This is a genomic window from Labrenzia sp. R5_0 (assembly GCF_017743835.1).
Classification (GTDB): domain Bacteria; phylum Pseudomonadota; class Alphaproteobacteria; order Rhizobiales; family Stappiaceae; genus Roseibium; species Roseibium algicola.
Window position 1 is genome coordinate 554,720 of the sequence record NZ_JAGHRK010000004.1, and the last position, 17,757, is coordinate 572,476.

Below are 17,757 nucleotides of genomic sequence, written 5' to 3' on the forward strand. Positions count from 1 at the left end.
GGCTTATGCCGATTCCTTGTTCGCCGCACGTTCGGCGCGCTTGCGCTCATGCGGGTCGAGGACGGCCTTGCGCAGGCGGATGGAGTCCGGTGTGACTTCCACCAGCTCGTCGTCTGCGATGTAGGAAAGCGCTGCTTCCAGCGTCAGCTTCTTCGGCGTGGTCAGCTTGACAGCGTCGTCCTTGCCGGCGGAGCGGATGTTGGTGAGCTGCTTGCCCTTCAGCACGTTCACTTCCAGGTCGTTGCCGCGGGTGTGTTCGCCGATGATCATGCCCGGATAAACCTTGGTGCCCGGATCGATCATCATCGGGCCGCGGTCTTCCAGGTTGAACAGGGCATAGGCAACTGCCTCGCCGGTGCCGTTGGACAGCAGCACGCCGGTGTGACGGCCCTGGATCGGGCCCCGGTGCGGCTCATAGCCATGGAACAGACGGTTGAAGATCGCCGTGCCGCGGGTGTCGGACAGCAGTTCGGACTGGTAACCGATGAGGCCACGGGTCGGAGCGTGGAACACCAGACGGGTGCGGCCACCGCCGGACGGCTTCATTTCCAGAAGGTCGGCCTTGCGTTCCTGCAGCTTCTGAACCACGACGCCGGAATGTTCTTCATCAACGTCGATGATGACTTCCTCGATCGGCTCCAGGCGGTTGCCGGCATCGTCATACTGATAGACGACGCGCGGACGGCCAACGCCAAGCTCGAAGCCTTCACGGCGCATGTTCTCGATCAGGATCGCCAGAAGAAGTTCGCCGCGGCCGGAGACGACAAATGCGTCCGGCTCGTCGGTGTCTTCCACCTTCAGGGCGACGTTGCCTTCTGCTTCCTTCTTCAGGCGGTCGCGAATGACGCGGGACTGAACCTTGGAGCCTTCGGTGCCGGCCAGCGGGCTGTCGTTGACGCGGAAGGTCATGGACAGCGTCGGCGGATCGATCGGCTGAGCCTGCAGGGATTCATTGACCGACGGGGCGCACAGCGTGTCGGCAACGGTTGCCTTGGTCAGGCCCGCGATGGCGACGATGTCGCCCGCTTCACCCTTTTCGATCGGCTGACGTTCCAGGCCACGGAAAGCAAGGATCTTGGAGATACGGCCGTTTTCAACCACGCTGCCGTCACGGGAGAGCGCCTTGATCGGCATGTTCGGCAGAGCGGTGCCCGACACGATACGGCCGGTCAGGATGCGGCCCAGGAACGGGTCGGATTCGATGGTGGTTGCCAGGATACGGAAATCGCCCGGCTGGGCTTCCGGCGGCGACACCTTGTCGAGGACCATGTCGAAGAGCGGGTCCATGCTGTCCTGCGGGCCGTTCGGCTCCAGAGCCATCCATTCCTGCTTGGCCGAACCGTAGAGCACCGGGAAGTCGAGTTGGTCTTCATTGGCGTCGAGGGCTGCGAACAGGTCGAAGACCTCGTCCAGCACTTCATCGGCACGCTGTTCCGGCTTGTCGATCTTGTTGATGGCGACGATCGGCTTCAGGCCGAGCTTGAGGGCCTTGCCGAGCACGAACTTGGTCTGCGGCATCGGGCCTTCAGCAGCGTCCACCAGAAGGATCACGCCGTCGACCATGTGCAGGATACGTTCGACTTCGCCGCCGAAGTCGGCGTGGCCCGGCGTGTCCACGATGTTGATGCGGGTGTCTTTCCAGACCAGCGAGGTGACCTTGGCCAGAATGGTGATGCCGCGCTCACGCTCGATATCGTTGGAGTCCATCATCCGTTCTTCGGTGCGCTGGTTGTCGCGGAAGGCACCGGATTGCTTCAGAAGAACGTCGATGAGTGTGGTTTTGCCATGGTCAACGTGCGCGATGATGGCAATATTACGAAGGTTCATGAGTGGCTCCAAAAGACAGAACGGGCCCTTGGGGACCCGCAGCTTGTCTGGAAGTTGATTATGCTATGGATCGGCATCCGCGCCGAATTTGGCGCCTTTATACGTGGCGCGAGGGAATTGTGCAACGCAATGTCACATCTACGCATTGACAGTGCTTCCTGAAGCGCCGTATTCGTAAGGTAACCTTACTAAAATGGGGTGGCGATGGGAGTTCCAACTCCGAATGTCGGTGTCACCATGCTGGTCGTTGATCTGGCACGGTTGCTGCGGCGAAACTTCGAGGCGGAGTTATCCAAGGTCGACACTGGTCTGACTGCCGGAGAAGCGCGTACGCTGTTTTATGTCTGGCGACTTCCGGGTCAACGGCAGGCCGTTCTGGCAGATGCGATGTATGTCGAGCCTATGACCCTGGTCGGGTACCTCGACACGCTCGAAAAGGCCGGATTGATCCGCCGCTGCCAGGACCCGAACGACCGCCGGGCCAAGATAATCGAGCTGACGCCGTCGGCCGATCCATTGCTTGAGAAAATTGGGACTGCCCTGCAAGAGGTGCGCTCCAGGGCGCTTGAGGACATTCCCGCCGACCAACGGCAGATACTGGAATCGCTTCTGCAGACCATGAAGGACAGCCTGCTGCAGGAGGTTTCCAAAGGGAAACAGAAATGACCGCCGACAGCTCAATCATGAGCGCAAGACGTACATCGCTTCTCGGGGCCGGGCTTGTCGCTATCGGCCCCATTTCGATGGCGCTTTATACCCCGGCCATGCCGGCCCTGGTCGAAGCCTTCGGGACCACCGATTCAGCGGTCAAGCTAACCCTGACGGCGTATTTTGCCGGTTTTGCCGTCACGCAGCTGGTTTGCGGCCCTTTGACGGACGCCTTTGGGCGAAAGCCGGTCACGGTCGCCTTCCTGGTTCTCTATCTCGTCTCAAGCGTGCTGGCGACCTTCGCACCGACTGTCGAGTTCATGGTCTTTGCCCGAGCCCTCCAAGGTGTGGGGGCTGCGGTCGGCATCGCGGTGTCGCGCGCCATCGTCCGCGACCAGTTTACCGGCCAGGCCTCTGCCAGGATCATGAATACGATCGCGATGATGCTGGCACTTGGCCCGGCGATCTCACCCACCATCGGCGGAATCGTGCTGGAACTGTTCGGCTGGCAGGAAGTGTTCTGGTGCATGGTGATCTACGGTGCTTTGCTGATGGTTGCGGTGCTCGTGTTTCAGGTTGAAACCAACCCGCAACCCGGCAAGCATCACCTCAATCCGCGGCAACTGGCGATCAACTACGGCACCTTGCTGAAGGACCCGAGGTTTCTGGCGCCAAGCCTTCTCATCGGTTTCGGGCTCGGCAACCTTTATGCCCTGGCGACCGTCCTGCCTTTCATCCTGATCTATGAAGTCGGTCTCACGCCGTCCGCCTTCGGGCTGACCATGATCATCCAGTCGGGCTCCTTCATTTCTGGAACCATCCTCACGGGTCGTCTGCTTCGCTTTTTCGAAGCCCGCAAGCTGGTGCCCTACGGGCTTAGCCTCTGGGTCGTTGCGTCAACTCTGATGTGCTATGTCACGCTCACCCATGAACCGACGATCCTGACGGTGATGGGGCCGGTGGCGCTGTTCACATTCGCGCTGGCACTGGTTCTGCCGGCAAGCTTCACCGAATCCATGGCACCGTTCCCGCACATCGCCGGTTCGGCAAGTTCCATGCTCGGCTTTCTGCAGTTCGGCGGCGGCATTGTCGCCAGCCTCGCGATCGCTGCACTCGGAGAGCCGATCCTCGGTCTCGCTTTCATTCTGCCGGGTATGCCCATCGCCGGCATCATTCTGTTCCTGATCCTGCGCAGCCAGATCCGTCAGCCGGCGGCAGCGGAGTAGGCGCACATTATCCGCCTCTCCGTCGTCATCCCGGCCAAGCGCAGCGCGAGCCGGGACCGGGGAGGCACAGCGCCGAATGATAAGTCTCCATCGGAAACACCTCGGCTCTCCGGTCCCGGATCTCCGCTTCGCTGCGTCCGGGATGACGAAGGTAGGTTTTTTTAAAACAAACGGGCCGGTTTCCCGGCCCGCTCTTTTTTCTGGAAACTCTGATCAGGCCTTGCGAATCGGATCCAGCGTGACGGTGTGCAGTTCGACGTCGTCACGGTCCATCAGGCGGACGGTGAGCTGTTCGCTCTGGCCGTCGATGTCGACCAGGCCGAAGAACTGTAGCCCCATGGACGGGGGCAGGTTGGCGCCCTGTTCGGCGGTCGGGGCCTTGATGTACTTAAGCTCCGGGCCGAAGGTCATGTCGAGATCGTTCGGGCCGAAGGTGCCGGCATGGATCGGGCCGGAGACGAATTCCCAAAACGGCTTGAAGTCCTGGAACTGGGCCTTGTCCGGATTGTAATAATGCGCGGCGGTGTAGTGCACATCGGCGGTCAGCCAGACGATGTTGTCGATGTCTGCCGTCTTGATGAAGCGCAGCAGATCGGCGAATTCCAGTTCTCGGCCCTTCGGTGCGCCGTGATCGCCGTTGGCAACCGCTTCGGCGCCGGCCTGGTCTTTCCAGTTGTCCCAGACGATCAGGCCGATCGGCATGTCGCAGGCGATGACCTTCCAGGTGGCGTTGGAATTCAGAAGTTCACGCTTCAGCCAGGCAAGCTGCTCGGCGCCGAGGATGCGCGAAGCCGGTGTCATGGTGTCTTCCATCGAGGCGCCGTTCGGCCCGCGATAGGAGCGCAGGTCCAGGAAAAATACGTCCAGCAGCGGACCATAGGCGATCTTGCGGTAGACGCGGCCCGGCTCGGCCGGGGTGTAGCGGATGGGAGCCAGCTCGTGGAAAGCCCTGCCGGCGCGAGCGGCCAGAAGGTGGATGTTCTTCTCGCTGTAGCGATCGTCGGACAGGAGATCCTTGGAGGACGACCAGTTGTTGACGACTTCATGATCGTCCCACTGGAAGAAGGTCGGGACTTCCGCGTTGAACGCCTTGAGGTTCTCGTCCATGAGGTTGTATTTCCACTGGCCGCGATATTCGTCCAGCGTTTCGGCAACCTTGGATTTTTCTTCCGTGACGATGTTCTTCCAGACGGTGCCGTCCTTCAGCTCGACGGTTTCCTTCATCGGGCCATCGGCATAAATCGTGTCGCCGGAGTGGATGAAGAAGTCCGGCTGATGTTTTGCCATGGTGGCGTAGGTTTTCATGCCGCCGCGGTCGGTATCGATCCCCCAGCCCTGACCGGCGGTATCGCCCGACCAGGCGAAACGAATGTTGCGGCGGGACGCCGGGGCGGTGCGGAAGCGGCCGGTCATCGGCTCGGATACGGCATTGACGTCGTTCAGGTCGGCAAAGGCGACGCGGTAGAAGACATCCTGATCGGACGGCAGGTTCTCAAGCAGTCGCTTGACGGCAAAATCCGAGTCGGGAAGCGCATTGATCGGGGCAAGGCGCCGCGGCGTTTCGAACGTGCCGGTGGTGTCGACCTCAACCAGCATTTGCGCCGGACGGTCCGAGCGGGCCCAGATCATGCCGGAATTGGCATCAACGTCGCCGGATTGAAGACCGTGCGTGATCTGCGGGCGAGAGGCCGCACGCGACAGGCCCGGCATGGCCAGCGGTGAGGCCAGTACCAGACCGGTCGCAACCGATGATTTCAGAAAATTGCGTCGAGAAACGTTTGAAGACATTTTCAAGCTCCGTGGCTGGGGACCGCAGGGGCGAGTCCCTTGGCAAAAACATCAGGTGCTGAAGCTCCGTGACAGACGGATGTCTGTTCCAAGACCGTTTCCCGAATTTTTGATGACGGCGTGTGCGGATTGCCGGAAAACCGCCGCGGAACGATTGAACCTCCAAATTGCTTCCAAATCGTGATCGTCCACAGCCTTGGAGCGGGGTCAAGCAGGGCGAAGTCGCATTGGTGCCGCTTGACCGTCGGTGTCAGACGGGCCAAACACGTGCCTGACCGTCAAAAGGACGCAATGATGCCGACCCCGACAGCCTACGAGCCGCCGCGTTTCGACGCCGGACACCAACGCCCCCACGTGATGGGGATCCTGAACGTGACCCCGGATTCCTTTTCCGATGGCGGGCGCCACGCCAATGCGGATGCCGCCTTGCGGCGTGCACAGGAAATGATTCTGGAAGGGGCCGATATTCTTGATGTCGGCGGCGAAAGCACGCGGCCGGGCTCCGAACCGGTGCCGCTGGACCTGGAATGGTCGCGGCTCGATCCGATCCTCGATCAGGTGATCGACATGGGAACGCCCGTATCGATCGATACCTACAAGGCGGAGATCGCGCGCCGTGCCTGCGCGGCAGGGGCGGTCATCGTCAATGATGTGTGGGGTCTGCAAAAGGATCCGGCCATGGCTGAGGTTGTTGCCGAGGCCGGCGTGCATGTGGTTATGATGCATAACCGTCTTGCCGCCGATGCCGGACTGGACATTCTTTCGGACATCGACCATTTCTTCGAAATCTCGATGGACCTGGCGGAAAAGGCAGGGATCGCCAGGGAAAAGCAGATCCTTGATCCGGGCTTTGGCTTCGGCAAGACCATCAACCAGAATTTCATCGTTCTGAACCGTTTCGAAACGCTGAAGAAACACGGCCTTCCGCTGTTGGCGGGTGCGTCGCGCAAGCGCATGATCGGTGCCGTGCTGGAAGCGGAAACGGAAGACCGGCTGTTCGGATCCGTTGCCGTTCACATGACGGCCATGCTGAAAGGGGCCGCGATTGTGCGGGCGCATGACGTAAGTCCACATGCCGATTGCGTGCGTATGATCGAGGCAACCCGCCTGGAACGGAACCCTGTCGAATGAATGCCGAAAATGCGATGGCTGACGCCCCGACCCGTTGTGCGCTCGGGCTCGGATCCAACCTTGGTGACCCGAAGGCCAATCTGGATGAGGCCATCCGCCGGCTGGAGGAAACGCCCGGCGTCATGCTGGTGTCCCGGTCCTCCGATTACCGGACGCCGCCCTGGGGGCCGGTGCCGCAGGACGATTTCCGCAATTGCTGCGTGGTGATCGATACCACCATGAGCCCGCAGGCGCTGCTGAAGCGCTGTCTTGAAATCGAGACCGAACTCGGACGTGTGCGCGACGTGCGCTGGGGACCGAGAACGCTGGACATCGATGTTCTGATCTACGGTCTGCAAAAGGTTGCCGAAAACGACCTCGAAATCCCGCACCCGCGCATGGGCGACCGGGCGTTCGTTCTGATCCCGCTCGCCGAAATCTGGCCCGACGCCCCACTGGGCGACGGCCGCACCGCGATGGAAGCATTGGAAACCTGCCCGGACCAGGATGGCGTGGTGAAGCTGGACGGGTGACAGAACAACTGAAAGAAACCTGATCTTAAGCCTATCAGCTATAGAAAAACAGCAACCTGTAAATGCGTTGCGCGGGGTGCTGCGGACATGTCTTCCGCCCTGGGATTGAAAAATGAAGGCGATTTTGACCCGCCTGCTCAAGCGCAGACAGCCTCTCTTGAAGAGGCTGCGCCCTTTCAAACACAAAGTCTGCCTTTTCCAGGAGTTCTCAACGTTGTTCTCATGAGTGTTGTCGTCGGCACAACGCTCGTTCTTCAAACGCTTGTTACGGCGCGCGTCGATCCCAAGTCACTAATACTATTCGGTGGGATCATCACGGTCTGCGCGCTGCTGAGTTGCTACGTCAAACTCCGGGGGACATTTCCAGACGTTTTCCGGGAACGGATGCAGCTGTTACTCAAAGGCATTGTTTTCATATTCGTCGCCCTGGCGACGTTGCGCATCTTCAACCACTTGACCATGAGCGTAGTGTTTCCTCTTGCGGATCCTCTACTTGATAACTGGGATAAGGTGCTCGGGCTCGACTGGATGGCCTATTTCACGTTCGTCCAACATAACTTTCTGCTGAACAAGATTTTGCATATTGCCTATATCGGGTTCGACGGTGCCAGTCTGTTTGGTTTTCTCGCACTGATTCTGATGGGAAGGCCTGCTCGGGCGCGTTATTTTTGCGAAATATTTTTGATCACCGCAACGGTGTCGGTTTCAATAGCGATGTTTTTCCCCGCGGTCGCCACCGTCGCCTACTATTTCGGCGATGTCGCCCATATCGACGGTTTCAGCAGCGTTCCCGGTATCGCTCATGTGGAGCAACTTCTTGCCTTGCGGGAACCATCCGGCGCTACGGTCAATCTTCTCGACGCAGAAGGGCTTGCTGCCTTTCCATCGTTCCATACTGCTGGGGGCATCTTGCTAATCGCTGGCTTCTACAAGACACGCTGGTTCTGGTTGGTGACATTGTTCGCGGTGACCATGATAGCTGCAACCCCGGTGTTCGGCGGTCATTACTTTGTCGACCTCTTTGCTGGCGGTGCTTTGGCCGTGGCCGTCTCGGTGCTGAATGCCCGGCGTCCCTGTTATCGGGGCCTCTTTGGCAGTGAGAAATGTAGGCATTGAGGAAGCCACCACTTAACGTCACTACTTCAAAACTAGCAATTAAAGCCCCAGGAAACTCTCCATGTGAAACCCGGCTGTTGCCTGGCTTTGCCGGTGCTCCTGGCCAAAGGGGCAGGCCCGTCTTGCCAGGCAGCCGGACCAGCAATCGAGGTTGCGGCTGGTCGCCAGATGGTTTCGGCAGTCAGTGACCTTGTAGCCTTCGTGCACCGTAACGGCACCGACCGGGCAAACCGTGAGGCAAGGTGCGTCGGTGCAGGTCGGGCAGGGGCCGTCCATCGTGTCCGGCGTCGGTCCGTCAAAGGGTTCCGCACTCAGAAACGCTGCGCGGAAGCCGGCCCAGGGGCCGAAGGTTCGGTGGGCGAGGACGCCGAGCGGGCTTTGGGAGAAGCCGCCGCATTTCATCGCCCATTGCTGGAACGGGTAATAGGGCGGGCCTTCGAAGGGAAACACCGGTTCGTAGCCGGATGCCTCAGCAAGGTCTAAAAGGCTGCGCCGCGTGTAGCGGTCGAGCGGGTCCGGGTGGCCGTTTTTGTATTCCGGACTTGCCGTCAGGTGCGGCCAGATTGATGGTCCGGTGCTGCCGATCAGGAGAAGGCTTCGGGCCTGCTTGCCGCTGGCAAGAGGCGGAACGGCAACCGTGCCATCAGGGGCAAAGCCGCCGAGCAACAAAAAACCGGCGGCAGCAAGGTCCTGTTCGAGCTTTGCTGCCGCCGGTCTTGTCATGTCAGAGATCTCAGCCGATCCGGTCGCGCTTGGCGAGGGTGCGCAGGCGCAGGGCATTCAGCTTGATGAAGCCGGCGGCGTCCTTCTGGTCGTAAGCACCCTGGTCGTCCTCGAAGGTGACCAGCTCTTCGGAATAGAGCGAATAGGGCGAGGACCGGCCGACGAGGATGACGTTGCCCTTGTAGAGCTTCAGCCTGACGGAGCCGGTGACATGCTCCTGGCTCTTGTCGATGAGCGCCTGCAACATTTCGCGCTCCGGCGAGAACCAGAACCCGTTGTAGATCAGCTCGGCGTAACGCGGCATCAGTTCGTCCTTCAGGTGCGAGGCACCGCGGTCGAGCGTGATGGATTCCATGGCGCGGTGCGCCGTCAGGAGGATGGTGCCGCCCGGCGTTTCGTAGATACCGCGGCTCTTCATGCCGACGAAGCGGTTCTCGACCATGTCGAGACGGCCGATGCCGTTGTCGCGGCCATAGTCGTTGAGTTTGGCAAAGAGCGTTGCCGGCGACATCTTCTCGCCATTGAGGGAGACGGCGTCGCCCTTTTCGAAGCCGATTTCGATATAGGTGACTTCGTCCGGTGCCTCGGTCGGGTCAACCGTGCGCTGGAACACGTAGTTCGGTGCTTCCTCGGCCGGGTCTTCCAGCACTTTGCCTTCCGATGAGGAGTGCAGCATGTTGGCGTCGACGGAGAACGGAGCTTCGCCGCGCTTGTCTTTCGGAACCGGGATCTGGTGCTGTTCGGCGAACTCCAGAAGGTCGGTCCGGGACTTGAACGTCCAGTCGCGCCACGGCGCGATCACCTTGATGTCCGGGTTGAGGGCATAGGCGGACAGTTCGAAACGCACCTGGTCGTTGCCCTTGCCGGTTGCGCCATGGGCAATCGCGTCAGCGCCGGTTTCTTCGGCAATCTCGATCAGGCGCTTGGAAATCAGCGGCCGGGCGATGGAAGTGCCGAGCAGGTAGACGCCTTCATAGACAGCGTTGGCGCGGAACATCGGGAAGACGAAGTCGCGGATGAATTCCTCGCGCAGGTCGTCGATGTAGATTTCCTTGATGCCGAGCATTTCGGCTTTCTTGCGCGCCGGCTCCAGTTCCTCGCCCTGGCCGAGATCGGCGGTGAAGGTCACCACTTCGCAGCCCAGTTCGGTCTGCAGCCATTTCAGGATGATGGAGGTGTCGAGGCCGCCGGAATAGGCCAGCACGACTTTTTTGATGTCACCATGCGCCATTTTGGGAAAAATCCAGTTCGATGTTCCTGGCGGTTTCCCGCCGATGAAAATTTGCGGCAATTTAGCCGGTTCTATGCATGGCGCAAGCCCCGCGATGCACTCATTTCGTCGCGTTTCGCTCTACGCGGGTCGATCTGCCATGTCGGGAAATTTTGGCGGGCGCCCGTTACTGCGCCGCCACCGTTTGCGCGGTTGCCCTGGCGCCGTATCGGGCCAGGAACATGTCGACGCTTTCCTCGATGATCCGTTCCATCTCGGGGCGGGTCGTCACGCGGCCGCTGTGGATGTTCGGGTAGAAGGATCGGGCCTTGATCAGGCCGAGAAATTGCGTGGCCGCCAGGGACGGGTCGTCGGCCGTGAGCTTGCCTTCACGCGTGGCGCGATCCATGAACTCGGTAAAGACGGAGATCTTGGTCATGCGGCTGTCCATATCGGCTGCAAGGGCCGGGTCGCGGATCGTTTCGCTCATGACCATGCGGGCCAGGCTCATGAAGCAAGGGTTGATCATGAGCTCGCCTTCGGCCCAGCCGAGACGCACCAGGGCATCGCGAATGGGCGCCGCCGGGTCGTAAGCGACTTCAAGCGCCGAGTTGATCTGATCGGCAAGGCACTGGTTGATCTCCTTGAAAAGCACGTCCTTGCTTTCAAAGTGATTGTAGACCGTGCGCTTGGAAACCTGGGCTCGCTCGGAAATCCGGTCCATGCTGGCTCCGGCATAACCCTTTTCCTGAAACTCCGCGATTGCAGCCTCGACGATCTGCTTCTTTTTCTGATCCGATACGGACATTACCTACTCATATATACCCCGTTGCATTATCTGTCAGACGACAGGACCCCCGCCTCTTTAATCCCAAAAATCGCGCCCTATGTAAACTCTGGCGTTTACAGATGTGCAGTTAGGAACTAAACTGCACGGTGTAGTTTACATCCTTTAGCCAGAATTGGCCAGCCAAAGGAGACGCCTCCTCATGTCAGTGACATTAAAAATCAACGGGGAAACGCGTACGCTCGACGCGGATCCCGAGAGCCCCCTGCTGTGGGCTCTGCGCGACGAGCTGGGAATGACGGGGACAAAGTTCGGTTGCGGCATCGCTTCCTGCGGTGCCTGCACGGTTCACATGGACGGTATTCCGGTCCGGTCCTGCCAGACGTTCGTCGGCGACCTTGAAGGTGCTGAAATCACAACGATCGAAGGTATCGACGGCAAGGCGGCTGCTGCTGTCCAGACCGCCTGGAACGAGCTGGACGTGCCACAATGCGGGTATTGCCAGTCAGGCCAGATCATGGCCGCGACTGCCTTGCTTGCCGAAACGCCCAAGCCGACCGACGAGGACATCGACGCAGCCATGGACGGCAATGTCTGCCGCTGCGCCACCTATGCCCGGATCCGCAAGGCCATCCACCTTGCTTCAGACAAGATGGAGGCCTGAGCCATGCTGCATCTCCTGAAACAACCGCTGGCAGCCGCAATGCCGACACGGCGCACCTTCCTGAAGATGTCCGCCGGTACCGTTGGTGGCCTGGTGCTTGCCATGAACCTGCCGCGCTCGACTGCCTCGGCCGCCGAAGGCGAGTTCATCCAGCCCTTCGTTCACATCCGTCCGGACAACACGGTCGTGGTGCTGTCCAAGCACTTCGACATGGGACAGGGCACGGCCAGTGGTCTGTGCAGTCTGGTCGCCGACGAGCTCGACGCTTCCTGGGAGCAGGTCACTGTCGAATTCGCACCGTCCAATCCGCAGGTCTATGCCAACTCGCTGTTCGGCGTGCAGGGCACCGGCGGGTCCACGGCCATGGCGAACTCGTTCATGCAGTACCGTCAGGCCGGTGCCGCGGCAAAGGCAATGATCATTGCCGCCGCGGCAAAGGAATGGGGTGTGCCGGCGGGTGAAATCACCGTGTCGGGTGGCGTCGTTGCTCATGGTGCGGACAAGTCCGCGACCCTGGGTGAGCTTGCCGGTCTTGCCGCCAACGAGGACGTTCCGGCAGAGCCGACACTGAAGACACCGGACCAGTGGGTCTACATCGGCAAGTCCTTCCCGCGTCTGGACGTCAAGAACAAGACCGTCGGCGCGCCCAGGACCTACACGATGGACTTCCAGCGTGATGACCTGCTGGTTGCCGTCGTTGCCCGCTCGCCCCGTTTTGGCGGCAAGGTGAAGTCGTTTGACGCCACCGAAGCCAAGAAGGTGCCGGGCGTCGTCAACGTGCTGCAGATCCCGAACGGGGTAGCGGTGATCGCCAAGTCCACCTGGCCGGCAATCAACGGCCGGTCCCTGCTCGAAATCGAGTGGGATGATGCCGAGGCGGAAAACCGGTCCAGCGATGCGATGATCGCCGAACTGAAGGATATGACCACCAAACCGGGTGTGAAGGTTCGCGAAGACGGTGATGTCGACGCGGCGCTGGAAGCTTCGGCCAAGGTCATCGAAGCCGACTATGACTTCCCGTTCCTGGCCCATGGCGCCATGGAACCGCTGGACATCGCCATGATGTTCGACGGTGAAACAGCGGAATTCTGGTTCGCTTCCCAGATCCCGACCATCGATCACAACGTGGCGGCCACCGTACTCGGCATTCCGTTCGAGAAGGTCAAGATCAACACCCTTTGGGCAGGCGGGTCCTTCGGGCGCCGCGCTCAGGCCGATGCGCATCCGGTCGTGGAAATCACCACCCTGGCCAAGGCGATGCAGGCCGCCGGCATGGCGCCGGCTCCGGTGAAGATCGTCTGGACCCGTGAGGATGACATGGCCGGTGGATACTACCGTCCGATGTCGGCTCACCGGCTGCGGGTTGGGCTTGATGACCAGGGCAACGTGACGGCGTTCAAGTACAACATCGCCGCCAAGTCCATCGTCAAGGGCACGCCTTTCGAAGCCATGCTGATGAAGGACGGTGTCGACCACAACATGACCGAAGGCGCGCATGACACCACTTATGCGTTTCCGCTGATGAACATGGACCAGTCCTTCCAGGAAACGAAGGTCCCGGTTCTGTGGTGGCGTTCGGTCGGTCACACCCACACGGCCTACGTCATGGAAACCATGATCGATCGTCTGGCCAAGGAAGCCGGCAAGGATCCGGTTGCCTATCGCCTCGAGATGATCAAGGACGATCCGCGCAAGGTGGGCGTGTTGAAGCTGGCGGCTGAAAAGGCGGGCTGGGACACGCCCTTACCCGAAGGGCGCCACCGCGGTGTTGCCGTGCACAAGTCCTTCGGTTCCTTTGTGGCGGAAGTGGCGGAAATCTCCTTCCGCGACGACGGCACTGTGAAGGTGGAAAAGGTGACGGCAGCGGTCGACTGCGGCACGCCGATCAACCCGGACAATATCCGGGCACAGGTCGAAGGCGGCATCGGCTACGGCCTTGGTGCGATCCTGCGGAACCAGGTGACGCTCGCCGACGGTGTTGTCGAGGAAACCAACTTCGACACCTACGAGCCGATCCGGATGTCCGACATGCCGGAAATCGAGGTGCATATCGTTCCTTCGAACGAAGCACCGACCGGCATCGGTGAACCCGGTACTCCGCCAATCGGCCCGGCAGTCGCCAACGCGATCGCCGCTGCCAAGGGCGAGTGGTCAACCAGCCTGCCGCTGGCAAAGTCCGGTCTTGTCTGAGCCTCGCCGAAGAATACAAAAAGGCCGCCTCCGGGCGGCCTTTTTCATGAGAGCGTAACCTTTGCCGAAGGCGCCAAGCGCCGGATTAGAGGCAAATGTGCGATCTATCTATGGTGGTATTATTTCAAGATGAATCTTCAGGTATAAGCATTGATGTAGGAATTAATCTTATTTTCTACCGTTAGTTACATTATTATTGTTTTCAACTTCTCTATTTTTCTAATTTTATCAATATTAACCAACATTAAATTGCTGAGATCTAGCCTTCTCGTAATAATTCTACTTCGGGAGGGTGCCTTGGGAACCCGAATCTCAAAACTCAGTTTTCGTCTGCCGGCCATCATCTCCGGTTGTTCGGTTGTGGCCGCGCTGTTTGTAGGCGCCCTTGCCTATTGGGTCAGTTCAACGGATCTGGAAGAGCAGGCGGAAGAGCGGCTTTCGGCTCTTGCAAGTGCGCGCGCCGGAGATCTTTCGCACTATCTGGACTCCATCGTGCAGGATCTGCAGGTCACCGCCGCAAGTCCGTTCGTGAAATCCGCACTGGCGGATTTCAAGGAAGGGTGGGCAAGCCAGGAGGGCGATGCCACGGCGAGCCTGCAGAAGGCCTACATTCACGACAATCCGCATCCGACGGGCCAGAAAGACGCGCTGATGCGCGCTGGCGACACCGCCTACGACGAGGCGCATGAACAGTATCATCCGTGGTTCAGCAAGATGCTGAAGACCCGCGGTTACTACGACATCTTCCTGTTCGCGGAGGACGGCTCGCTCGTCTACACGGTGTTCAAGGAACTCGACTACGCAACCAACCTGACCACCGGCAAATACAAGGATACGGATCTGGGCAATGCCTTCCGGGCGGCGTTGAACGGTGGACGGGACGAAGTTCGCTTCTTCGATTTCAAACCATATGCTCCGAGCGCGGATGCGCCGGCAAGTTTCATTGCGACACCGGTTTTTGAAGGCGGCAAGCGTGTCGGCGTGCTGGCCTTCCAGATGCCCATCGACAACATCAACAGCGTGATGAGCAGCGCGGCGGGTCTCGGAGAAACAGGGGAGGCCATCCTTGTCGGCGCAGATAAGCTGTTCCGGAACGATTCTTCCAAGACACCCGGACAGAACGATATCCTGACCGCAAGCCTCGATTCGTCTCTGGTGGATCAGGCCCTTGGCGGCAAGCCGGCTTCCGGAAACCTGGAAGGGTTCCGCGACACGGACTATCTGGCCGCTGCAGTGCCTCTGACGTTTTTTGGAGCCAATCTCGCGGTTGTTACGGTCGAGGCACGCGATGAAATTCTCGCGCCGGTGCGGGCGCTGCGCAATCAGATCGCACTGATTTGCCTCGGGATTTTCGGCATCATGATGGCAATCGGCTGGCTGGCTGCACGCTCGATCGTTGCCCCGATCAAAAGCCTTGTCGCCAATGCGGCTCGCCTCGCCGGTGGTGATGTATCCGTCGTCTTTGCGGAAGCAGACCGAAAGGATGAGGTTGGAGAAATCGCGGCCGCCATTGCAGGCTTCAGAGATGGCGTCGCCGAGCAGGCGCGTCTGGAAGAAGCACGAAAGATTGAAGAACAGGCTCGTACGGACCGTCAGCTCCGGATCGAGGCGTTGATCGAGGGCTTCCGCACGCAGTCATCCGAAATGCTCGGTTCCGTTGACGCTGCCATGTCTGAAATGCAAGCCAATGCAAGTTCCATGATGGAAACGGCCTCAGGGGCTTCTGAAGAGGTGAGCAGCGCTGCTGCGGCAACAACCCAGGCATCGGGCAACGTACAGCTTGTTGCGGCCGCCACTGAGGAGCTGTCATCGTCGATTTCCGAAATCGGTCAACGTGTGGAGGAAACCACGCGGGTGATTGCCGATGCGACCAGCCAGACCCAGGCAAGCACACAGAAAATGGAATTGCTGTCGTCGGGTTCTGCCAGGATCGGCGAAGTGATCGGCCTTATCCAGGCAATCGCTGAGCAGACCAACCTTCTGGCGCTCAATGCGACAATTGAAGCGGCACGGGCCGGCGAAGCCGGCAAGGGCTTTGCGGTGGTGGCTGCCGAAGTGAAAGAGCTGGCCACCCAGACCTCCAGGGCGACCGAGGAAATTTCCAACCAGATTGCGGAAATCCAGTCTGCCACCGAGCAGGCAGTGACCGCGATTGAAGGCATCGCTTCCATCATGGTTCGGGCGAACGAGAACACCACCTCGATTGCCGCTGCCGTTCAGGAACAGGATGCGGCCACCGGCGAGATCAGCCGCAGTGCTTCGGAAGCTTCCTCAGGCACACGCGCGGCCAGCGACAACATGTCGAATGTCAGCACTGCCGTGGAAACGACGGCCAATTCGGCGCAGTCGGTGGATCAGGCGACGCAGGTCGCCTCCGAGAAACTGCGTTCGCTGAATACGGCCGTAAACGACTTCCTGCGCGAGGTCGCTGCGGCCTGACGGATCAGAATCTGAAAACAGGAACGGCGGCTCCAGTGAGCCGCCGTTTTTCGTTCAGCAGATGATGTTGCCTCAGGAGGCTGCCAGGGCCTCACGGTCCTTCTTTCGCATGCGCTCGGACGCGGATTTCAGCTGGCCACAGGCGGCGAAGATATCGCGGCCGCGTGGTGTGCGGATCGGAGAGGCATAGCCGGCCCGGTTGACAATGTCGGCAAATTCCTCGATCCGCTCCCAGTCGGAGCATTCGTAATCGGTACCCGGCCACGGGTTGAAAGGAATCAGGTTGATCTTGGCCGGAATGCCCTTCAGCAGGCGGACCAGTTCAAGCGCGTCCTGATTGCTGTCGTTGACGCCCTTCAGCATCACATATTCGAAGGTGATGCGCTTGGCGTTGGACAGGCCCGGATACTGCCGGCAAGCGTCCAGCAGTTCCTTGATGTTCCATTTCTTGTTGATCGGCACCAGCACATCGCGCAGCTCGTCACGAACCGCGTGAAGCGAAATGGCCAGCATGCAGCCGATTTCTTCACCGGTGCGGAAGATTTCCGGCACGACACCGGAGGTCGACAGGGTGATGCGGCGCTTGGAGAGGGACAGGCCGTCACCATCGGACGCGATCAGCAGCGCCTTCTTGACGTTATCGAAATTGTAGAGGGGCTCACCCATGCCCATCATGACGATGTTGGTCACCAGACGGCCTTCGGACGGCACGATGGCGCCCTGCGGGGTGTCCGCATGCGGGAAATCGCCCAGCCGGTCGCGCGCAATCAGGATCTGCGACAGAATTTCTTCAGCCGTCAGATTGCGGACCATCTTCTGGGTGCCTGTGTGGCAGAAAGTGCAGGTGAGGGTGCAGCCGACCTGGGAAGAAACGCAGAGCGTGCCGCGGCCTTCTTCAGGAATATAGACGGTTTCAACCTCGACCGGGCGGCCGGCGCCGCGCGCGGGAAAGCGGAACAGCCACTTGCGGGTACCGTCGACGGAGATTTGCTCGGACACAATTTCCGGACGGGCGATCGTGAAGGCTTCGTCCAGCTTCTGGCGCAAGTCCTTGGCGATATTCGTCATCTGCGCAAAGTCGGACACGCCGCGCACATAAAGCCAGTGCCAGAGCTGGGAGGCACGCATGCGCCACTGCTTCTGCGGCACACCGATGGTGCCGAGCGCTTCACCCAGCTCTTCGCGCGACAGGCCGATCAGCGTCGGCTTGTCTTCGCCGGGCAGGACGGCTTCGGCTGAAACGGTGTGCGCGTTCGGATTGTCCCGCGCGATGTCGAGCGTAATTGCCATGTCGTGATCCGTAATCTCTTCCGGCAGGGTCTTCAGGCGTCTTGGAACAAGACTACGCGGTCGCCGGGCACCTGACTTGCAGGTCTGATTTCAAGCGCTCCCAAAACCACAAAAAGCGCCGAAAATCAAGTTTGCTGACGTGCAGGGGAGCTATGCAGAGCTGTTTTTACGCAACGACAACGACCCGGATAGGCCGTTTGGCCCGT

Annotated in this window: 14 protein-coding genes; 8 read left to right on the plus strand and 6 right to left on the minus strand. The window is 60.0% G+C overall.

The window, feature by feature from the left end; all coding sequences use genetic code 11:
- Positions 1-3 precede the first annotated feature (3 nt).
- Positions 4-1,827, minus strand: coding sequence for a translational GTPase TypA (gene typA / locus J7447_RS22540; protein WP_023002822.1), 1,824 nt, complete (start codon positions 1,825-1,827; stop codon positions 4-6).
- Between the two features lie 204 nt (positions 1,828-2,031).
- Here typA and J7447_RS22545 point away from each other — a divergent pair, with 204 nt between their 5' ends.
- Both J7447_RS22545 and J7447_RS22550 read left to right on the plus strand, forming a co-directional pair.
- Positions 2,032-2,493: a MarR family transcriptional regulator gene (locus tag J7447_RS22545; RefSeq protein WP_023002823.1), complete on the plus strand. Its 462-nt coding sequence runs from the start codon at positions 2,032-2,034 to the stop codon at positions 2,491-2,493.
- A complete protein-coding gene (locus J7447_RS22550) occupies positions 2,490-3,701 on the plus strand; it encodes a multidrug effflux MFS transporter (protein ID WP_209171021.1) in 1,212 nt (403 codons plus the stop codon). Before J7447_RS22545 ends, J7447_RS22550 begins: the two co-directional genes overlap by 4 nt.
- A 213-nt stretch (positions 3,702-3,914) precedes the next feature.
- Here J7447_RS22550 and J7447_RS22555 read toward each other — a convergent pair whose 3' ends face one another.
- Complete coding sequence (locus J7447_RS22555; RefSeq protein WP_209171022.1) at positions 3,915-5,489, minus strand: alkaline phosphatase; 1,575 nt, start codon at positions 5,487-5,489, stop codon at positions 3,915-3,917.
- 294 nt (positions 5,490-5,783) lie between these two features.
- Between J7447_RS22555 and folP the strand changes: the two genes are divergently transcribed.
- The 3 genes from folP to J7447_RS22570 all read left to right on the plus strand — a co-directional run bounded on the left by folP (position 5,784) and on the right by J7447_RS22570 (position 8,248).
- A complete protein-coding gene (gene folP, locus J7447_RS22560; RefSeq protein ID WP_209171023.1) occupies positions 5,784-6,620 on the plus strand; it encodes a dihydropteroate synthase in 837 nt (278 codons plus the stop codon).
- Complete coding sequence (gene folK, locus J7447_RS22565; RefSeq protein ID WP_077291535.1) at positions 6,617-7,132, plus strand: 2-amino-4-hydroxy-6-hydroxymethyldihydropteridine diphosphokinase; 516 nt, start codon at positions 6,617-6,619, stop codon at positions 7,130-7,132. Before folP ends, folK begins: the two co-directional genes overlap by 4 nt.
- An 87-nt stretch (positions 7,133-7,219) precedes the next feature.
- Positions 7,220-8,248, plus strand: coding sequence for a phosphatase PAP2 family protein (locus J7447_RS22570; protein ID WP_209171024.1), 1,029 nt, complete (start codon positions 7,220-7,222; stop codon positions 8,246-8,248).
- 39 nt (positions 8,249-8,287) lie between these two features.
- Here J7447_RS22570 and J7447_RS22575 read toward each other — a convergent pair whose 3' ends face one another.
- The 3 genes from J7447_RS22575 to J7447_RS22585 form a co-directional block, all read right to left on the minus strand.
- Positions 8,288-8,971: a ferredoxin gene (locus J7447_RS22575; protein ID WP_209171025.1), complete on the minus strand. Its 684-nt coding sequence runs from the start codon at positions 8,969-8,971 to the stop codon at positions 8,288-8,290.
- 10 nt (positions 8,972-8,981) lie between these two features.
- Positions 8,982-10,202 carry an argininosuccinate synthase gene (locus tag J7447_RS22580; protein ID WP_055659793.1) on the minus strand — a complete coding sequence of 407 codons (1,221 nt, stop codon included), beginning with the start codon at positions 10,200-10,202 and terminating at the stop codon, positions 8,982-8,984.
- Between the two features lie 166 nt (positions 10,203-10,368).
- Positions 10,369-10,989, minus strand: a complete 621-nt coding sequence (locus J7447_RS22585) for a TetR/AcrR family transcriptional regulator (protein WP_152505326.1) — start codon at positions 10,987-10,989, stop codon at positions 10,369-10,371.
- Positions 10,990-11,170: 181 nt separating this feature from the next.
- Between J7447_RS22585 and J7447_RS22590 the strand changes: the two genes are divergently transcribed.
- The 3 genes from J7447_RS22590 to J7447_RS22600 all read left to right on the plus strand — a co-directional run bounded on the left by J7447_RS22590 (position 11,171) and on the right by J7447_RS22600 (position 16,261).
- Positions 11,171-11,632, plus strand: a complete 462-nt coding sequence (locus J7447_RS22590) for a (2Fe-2S)-binding protein (protein ID WP_209171026.1) — start codon at positions 11,171-11,173, stop codon at positions 11,630-11,632.
- Between the two features lie 3 nt (positions 11,633-11,635).
- Positions 11,636-13,822, plus strand: a complete 2,187-nt coding sequence (locus J7447_RS22595) for a xanthine dehydrogenase family protein molybdopterin-binding subunit (protein WP_209171027.1) — start codon at positions 11,636-11,638, stop codon at positions 13,820-13,822.
- A 297-nt stretch (positions 13,823-14,119) separates the two neighbouring features.
- Entirely contained in the window at positions 14,120-16,261 is a 2,142-nt protein-coding gene (locus J7447_RS22600; RefSeq protein WP_209171028.1) for a methyl-accepting chemotaxis protein, read from the plus strand.
- 72 nt (positions 16,262-16,333) lie between these two features.
- Here the strand turns inward: J7447_RS22600 and rlmN are convergent, their stop codons facing one another.
- The gene (gene rlmN, locus J7447_RS22605; protein ID WP_023002836.1) at positions 16,334-17,551 is read right to left on the minus strand and encodes a 23S rRNA (adenine(2503)-C(2))-methyltransferase RlmN; all 1,218 of its coding nucleotides are present in this window, start codon (positions 17,549-17,551) and stop codon (positions 16,334-16,336) included.
- Positions 17,552-17,757: the final 206 nt, after the last annotated feature.

What these genes read in the sequence shown, in the direction of transcription:
- J7447_RS22590 (WP_209171026.1), top strand. Translation starts at nt 11,171, where the DNA reads ATGTCAGTGACATTAAAAATCAACGGGGAAACGCGTACGCTCGACGCG.
- J7447_RS22550 (WP_209171021.1), top strand. Translation starts at nt 2,490, where the DNA reads ATGACCGCCGACAGCTCAATCATGAGCGCAAGACGTACATCGCTTCTC.
- folK (WP_077291535.1), top strand. Translation starts at nt 6,617, where the DNA reads ATGAATGCCGAAAATGCGATGGCTGACGCCCCGACCCGTTGTGCGCTC.
- J7447_RS22555 (WP_209171022.1), bottom strand. Translation starts at nt 5,489, where the DNA reads ATGTCTTCAAACGTTTCTCGACGCAATTTTCTGAAATCATCGGTTGCG.
- J7447_RS22585 (WP_152505326.1), bottom strand. Translation starts at nt 10,989, where the DNA reads ATGTCCGTATCGGATCAGAAAAAGAAGCAGATCGTCGAGGCTGCAATC.
- J7447_RS22575 (WP_209171025.1), bottom strand. Translation starts at nt 8,971, where the DNA reads ATGACAAGACCGGCGGCAGCAAAGCTCGAACAGGACCTTGCTGCCGCC.
- typA (WP_023002822.1), bottom strand. Translation starts at nt 1,827, where the DNA reads ATGAACCTTCGTAATATTGCCATCATCGCGCACGTTGACCATGGCAAA.
- J7447_RS22570 (WP_209171024.1), top strand. Translation starts at nt 7,220, where the DNA reads ATGTCTTCCGCCCTGGGATTGAAAAATGAAGGCGATTTTGACCCGCCT.
- J7447_RS22595 (WP_209171027.1), top strand. Translation starts at nt 11,636, where the DNA reads ATGCTGCATCTCCTGAAACAACCGCTGGCAGCCGCAATGCCGACACGG.
- J7447_RS22580 (WP_055659793.1), bottom strand. Translation starts at nt 10,202, where the DNA reads ATGGCGCATGGTGACATCAAAAAAGTCGTGCTGGCCTATTCCGGCGGC.
- folP (WP_209171023.1), top strand. Translation starts at nt 5,784, where the DNA reads ATGCCGACCCCGACAGCCTACGAGCCGCCGCGTTTCGACGCCGGACAC.
- J7447_RS22545 (WP_023002823.1), top strand. Translation starts at nt 2,032, where the DNA reads ATGGGAGTTCCAACTCCGAATGTCGGTGTCACCATGCTGGTCGTTGAT.
- rlmN (WP_023002836.1), bottom strand. Translation starts at nt 17,551, where the DNA reads ATGGCAATTACGCTCGACATCGCGCGGGACAATCCGAACGCGCACACC.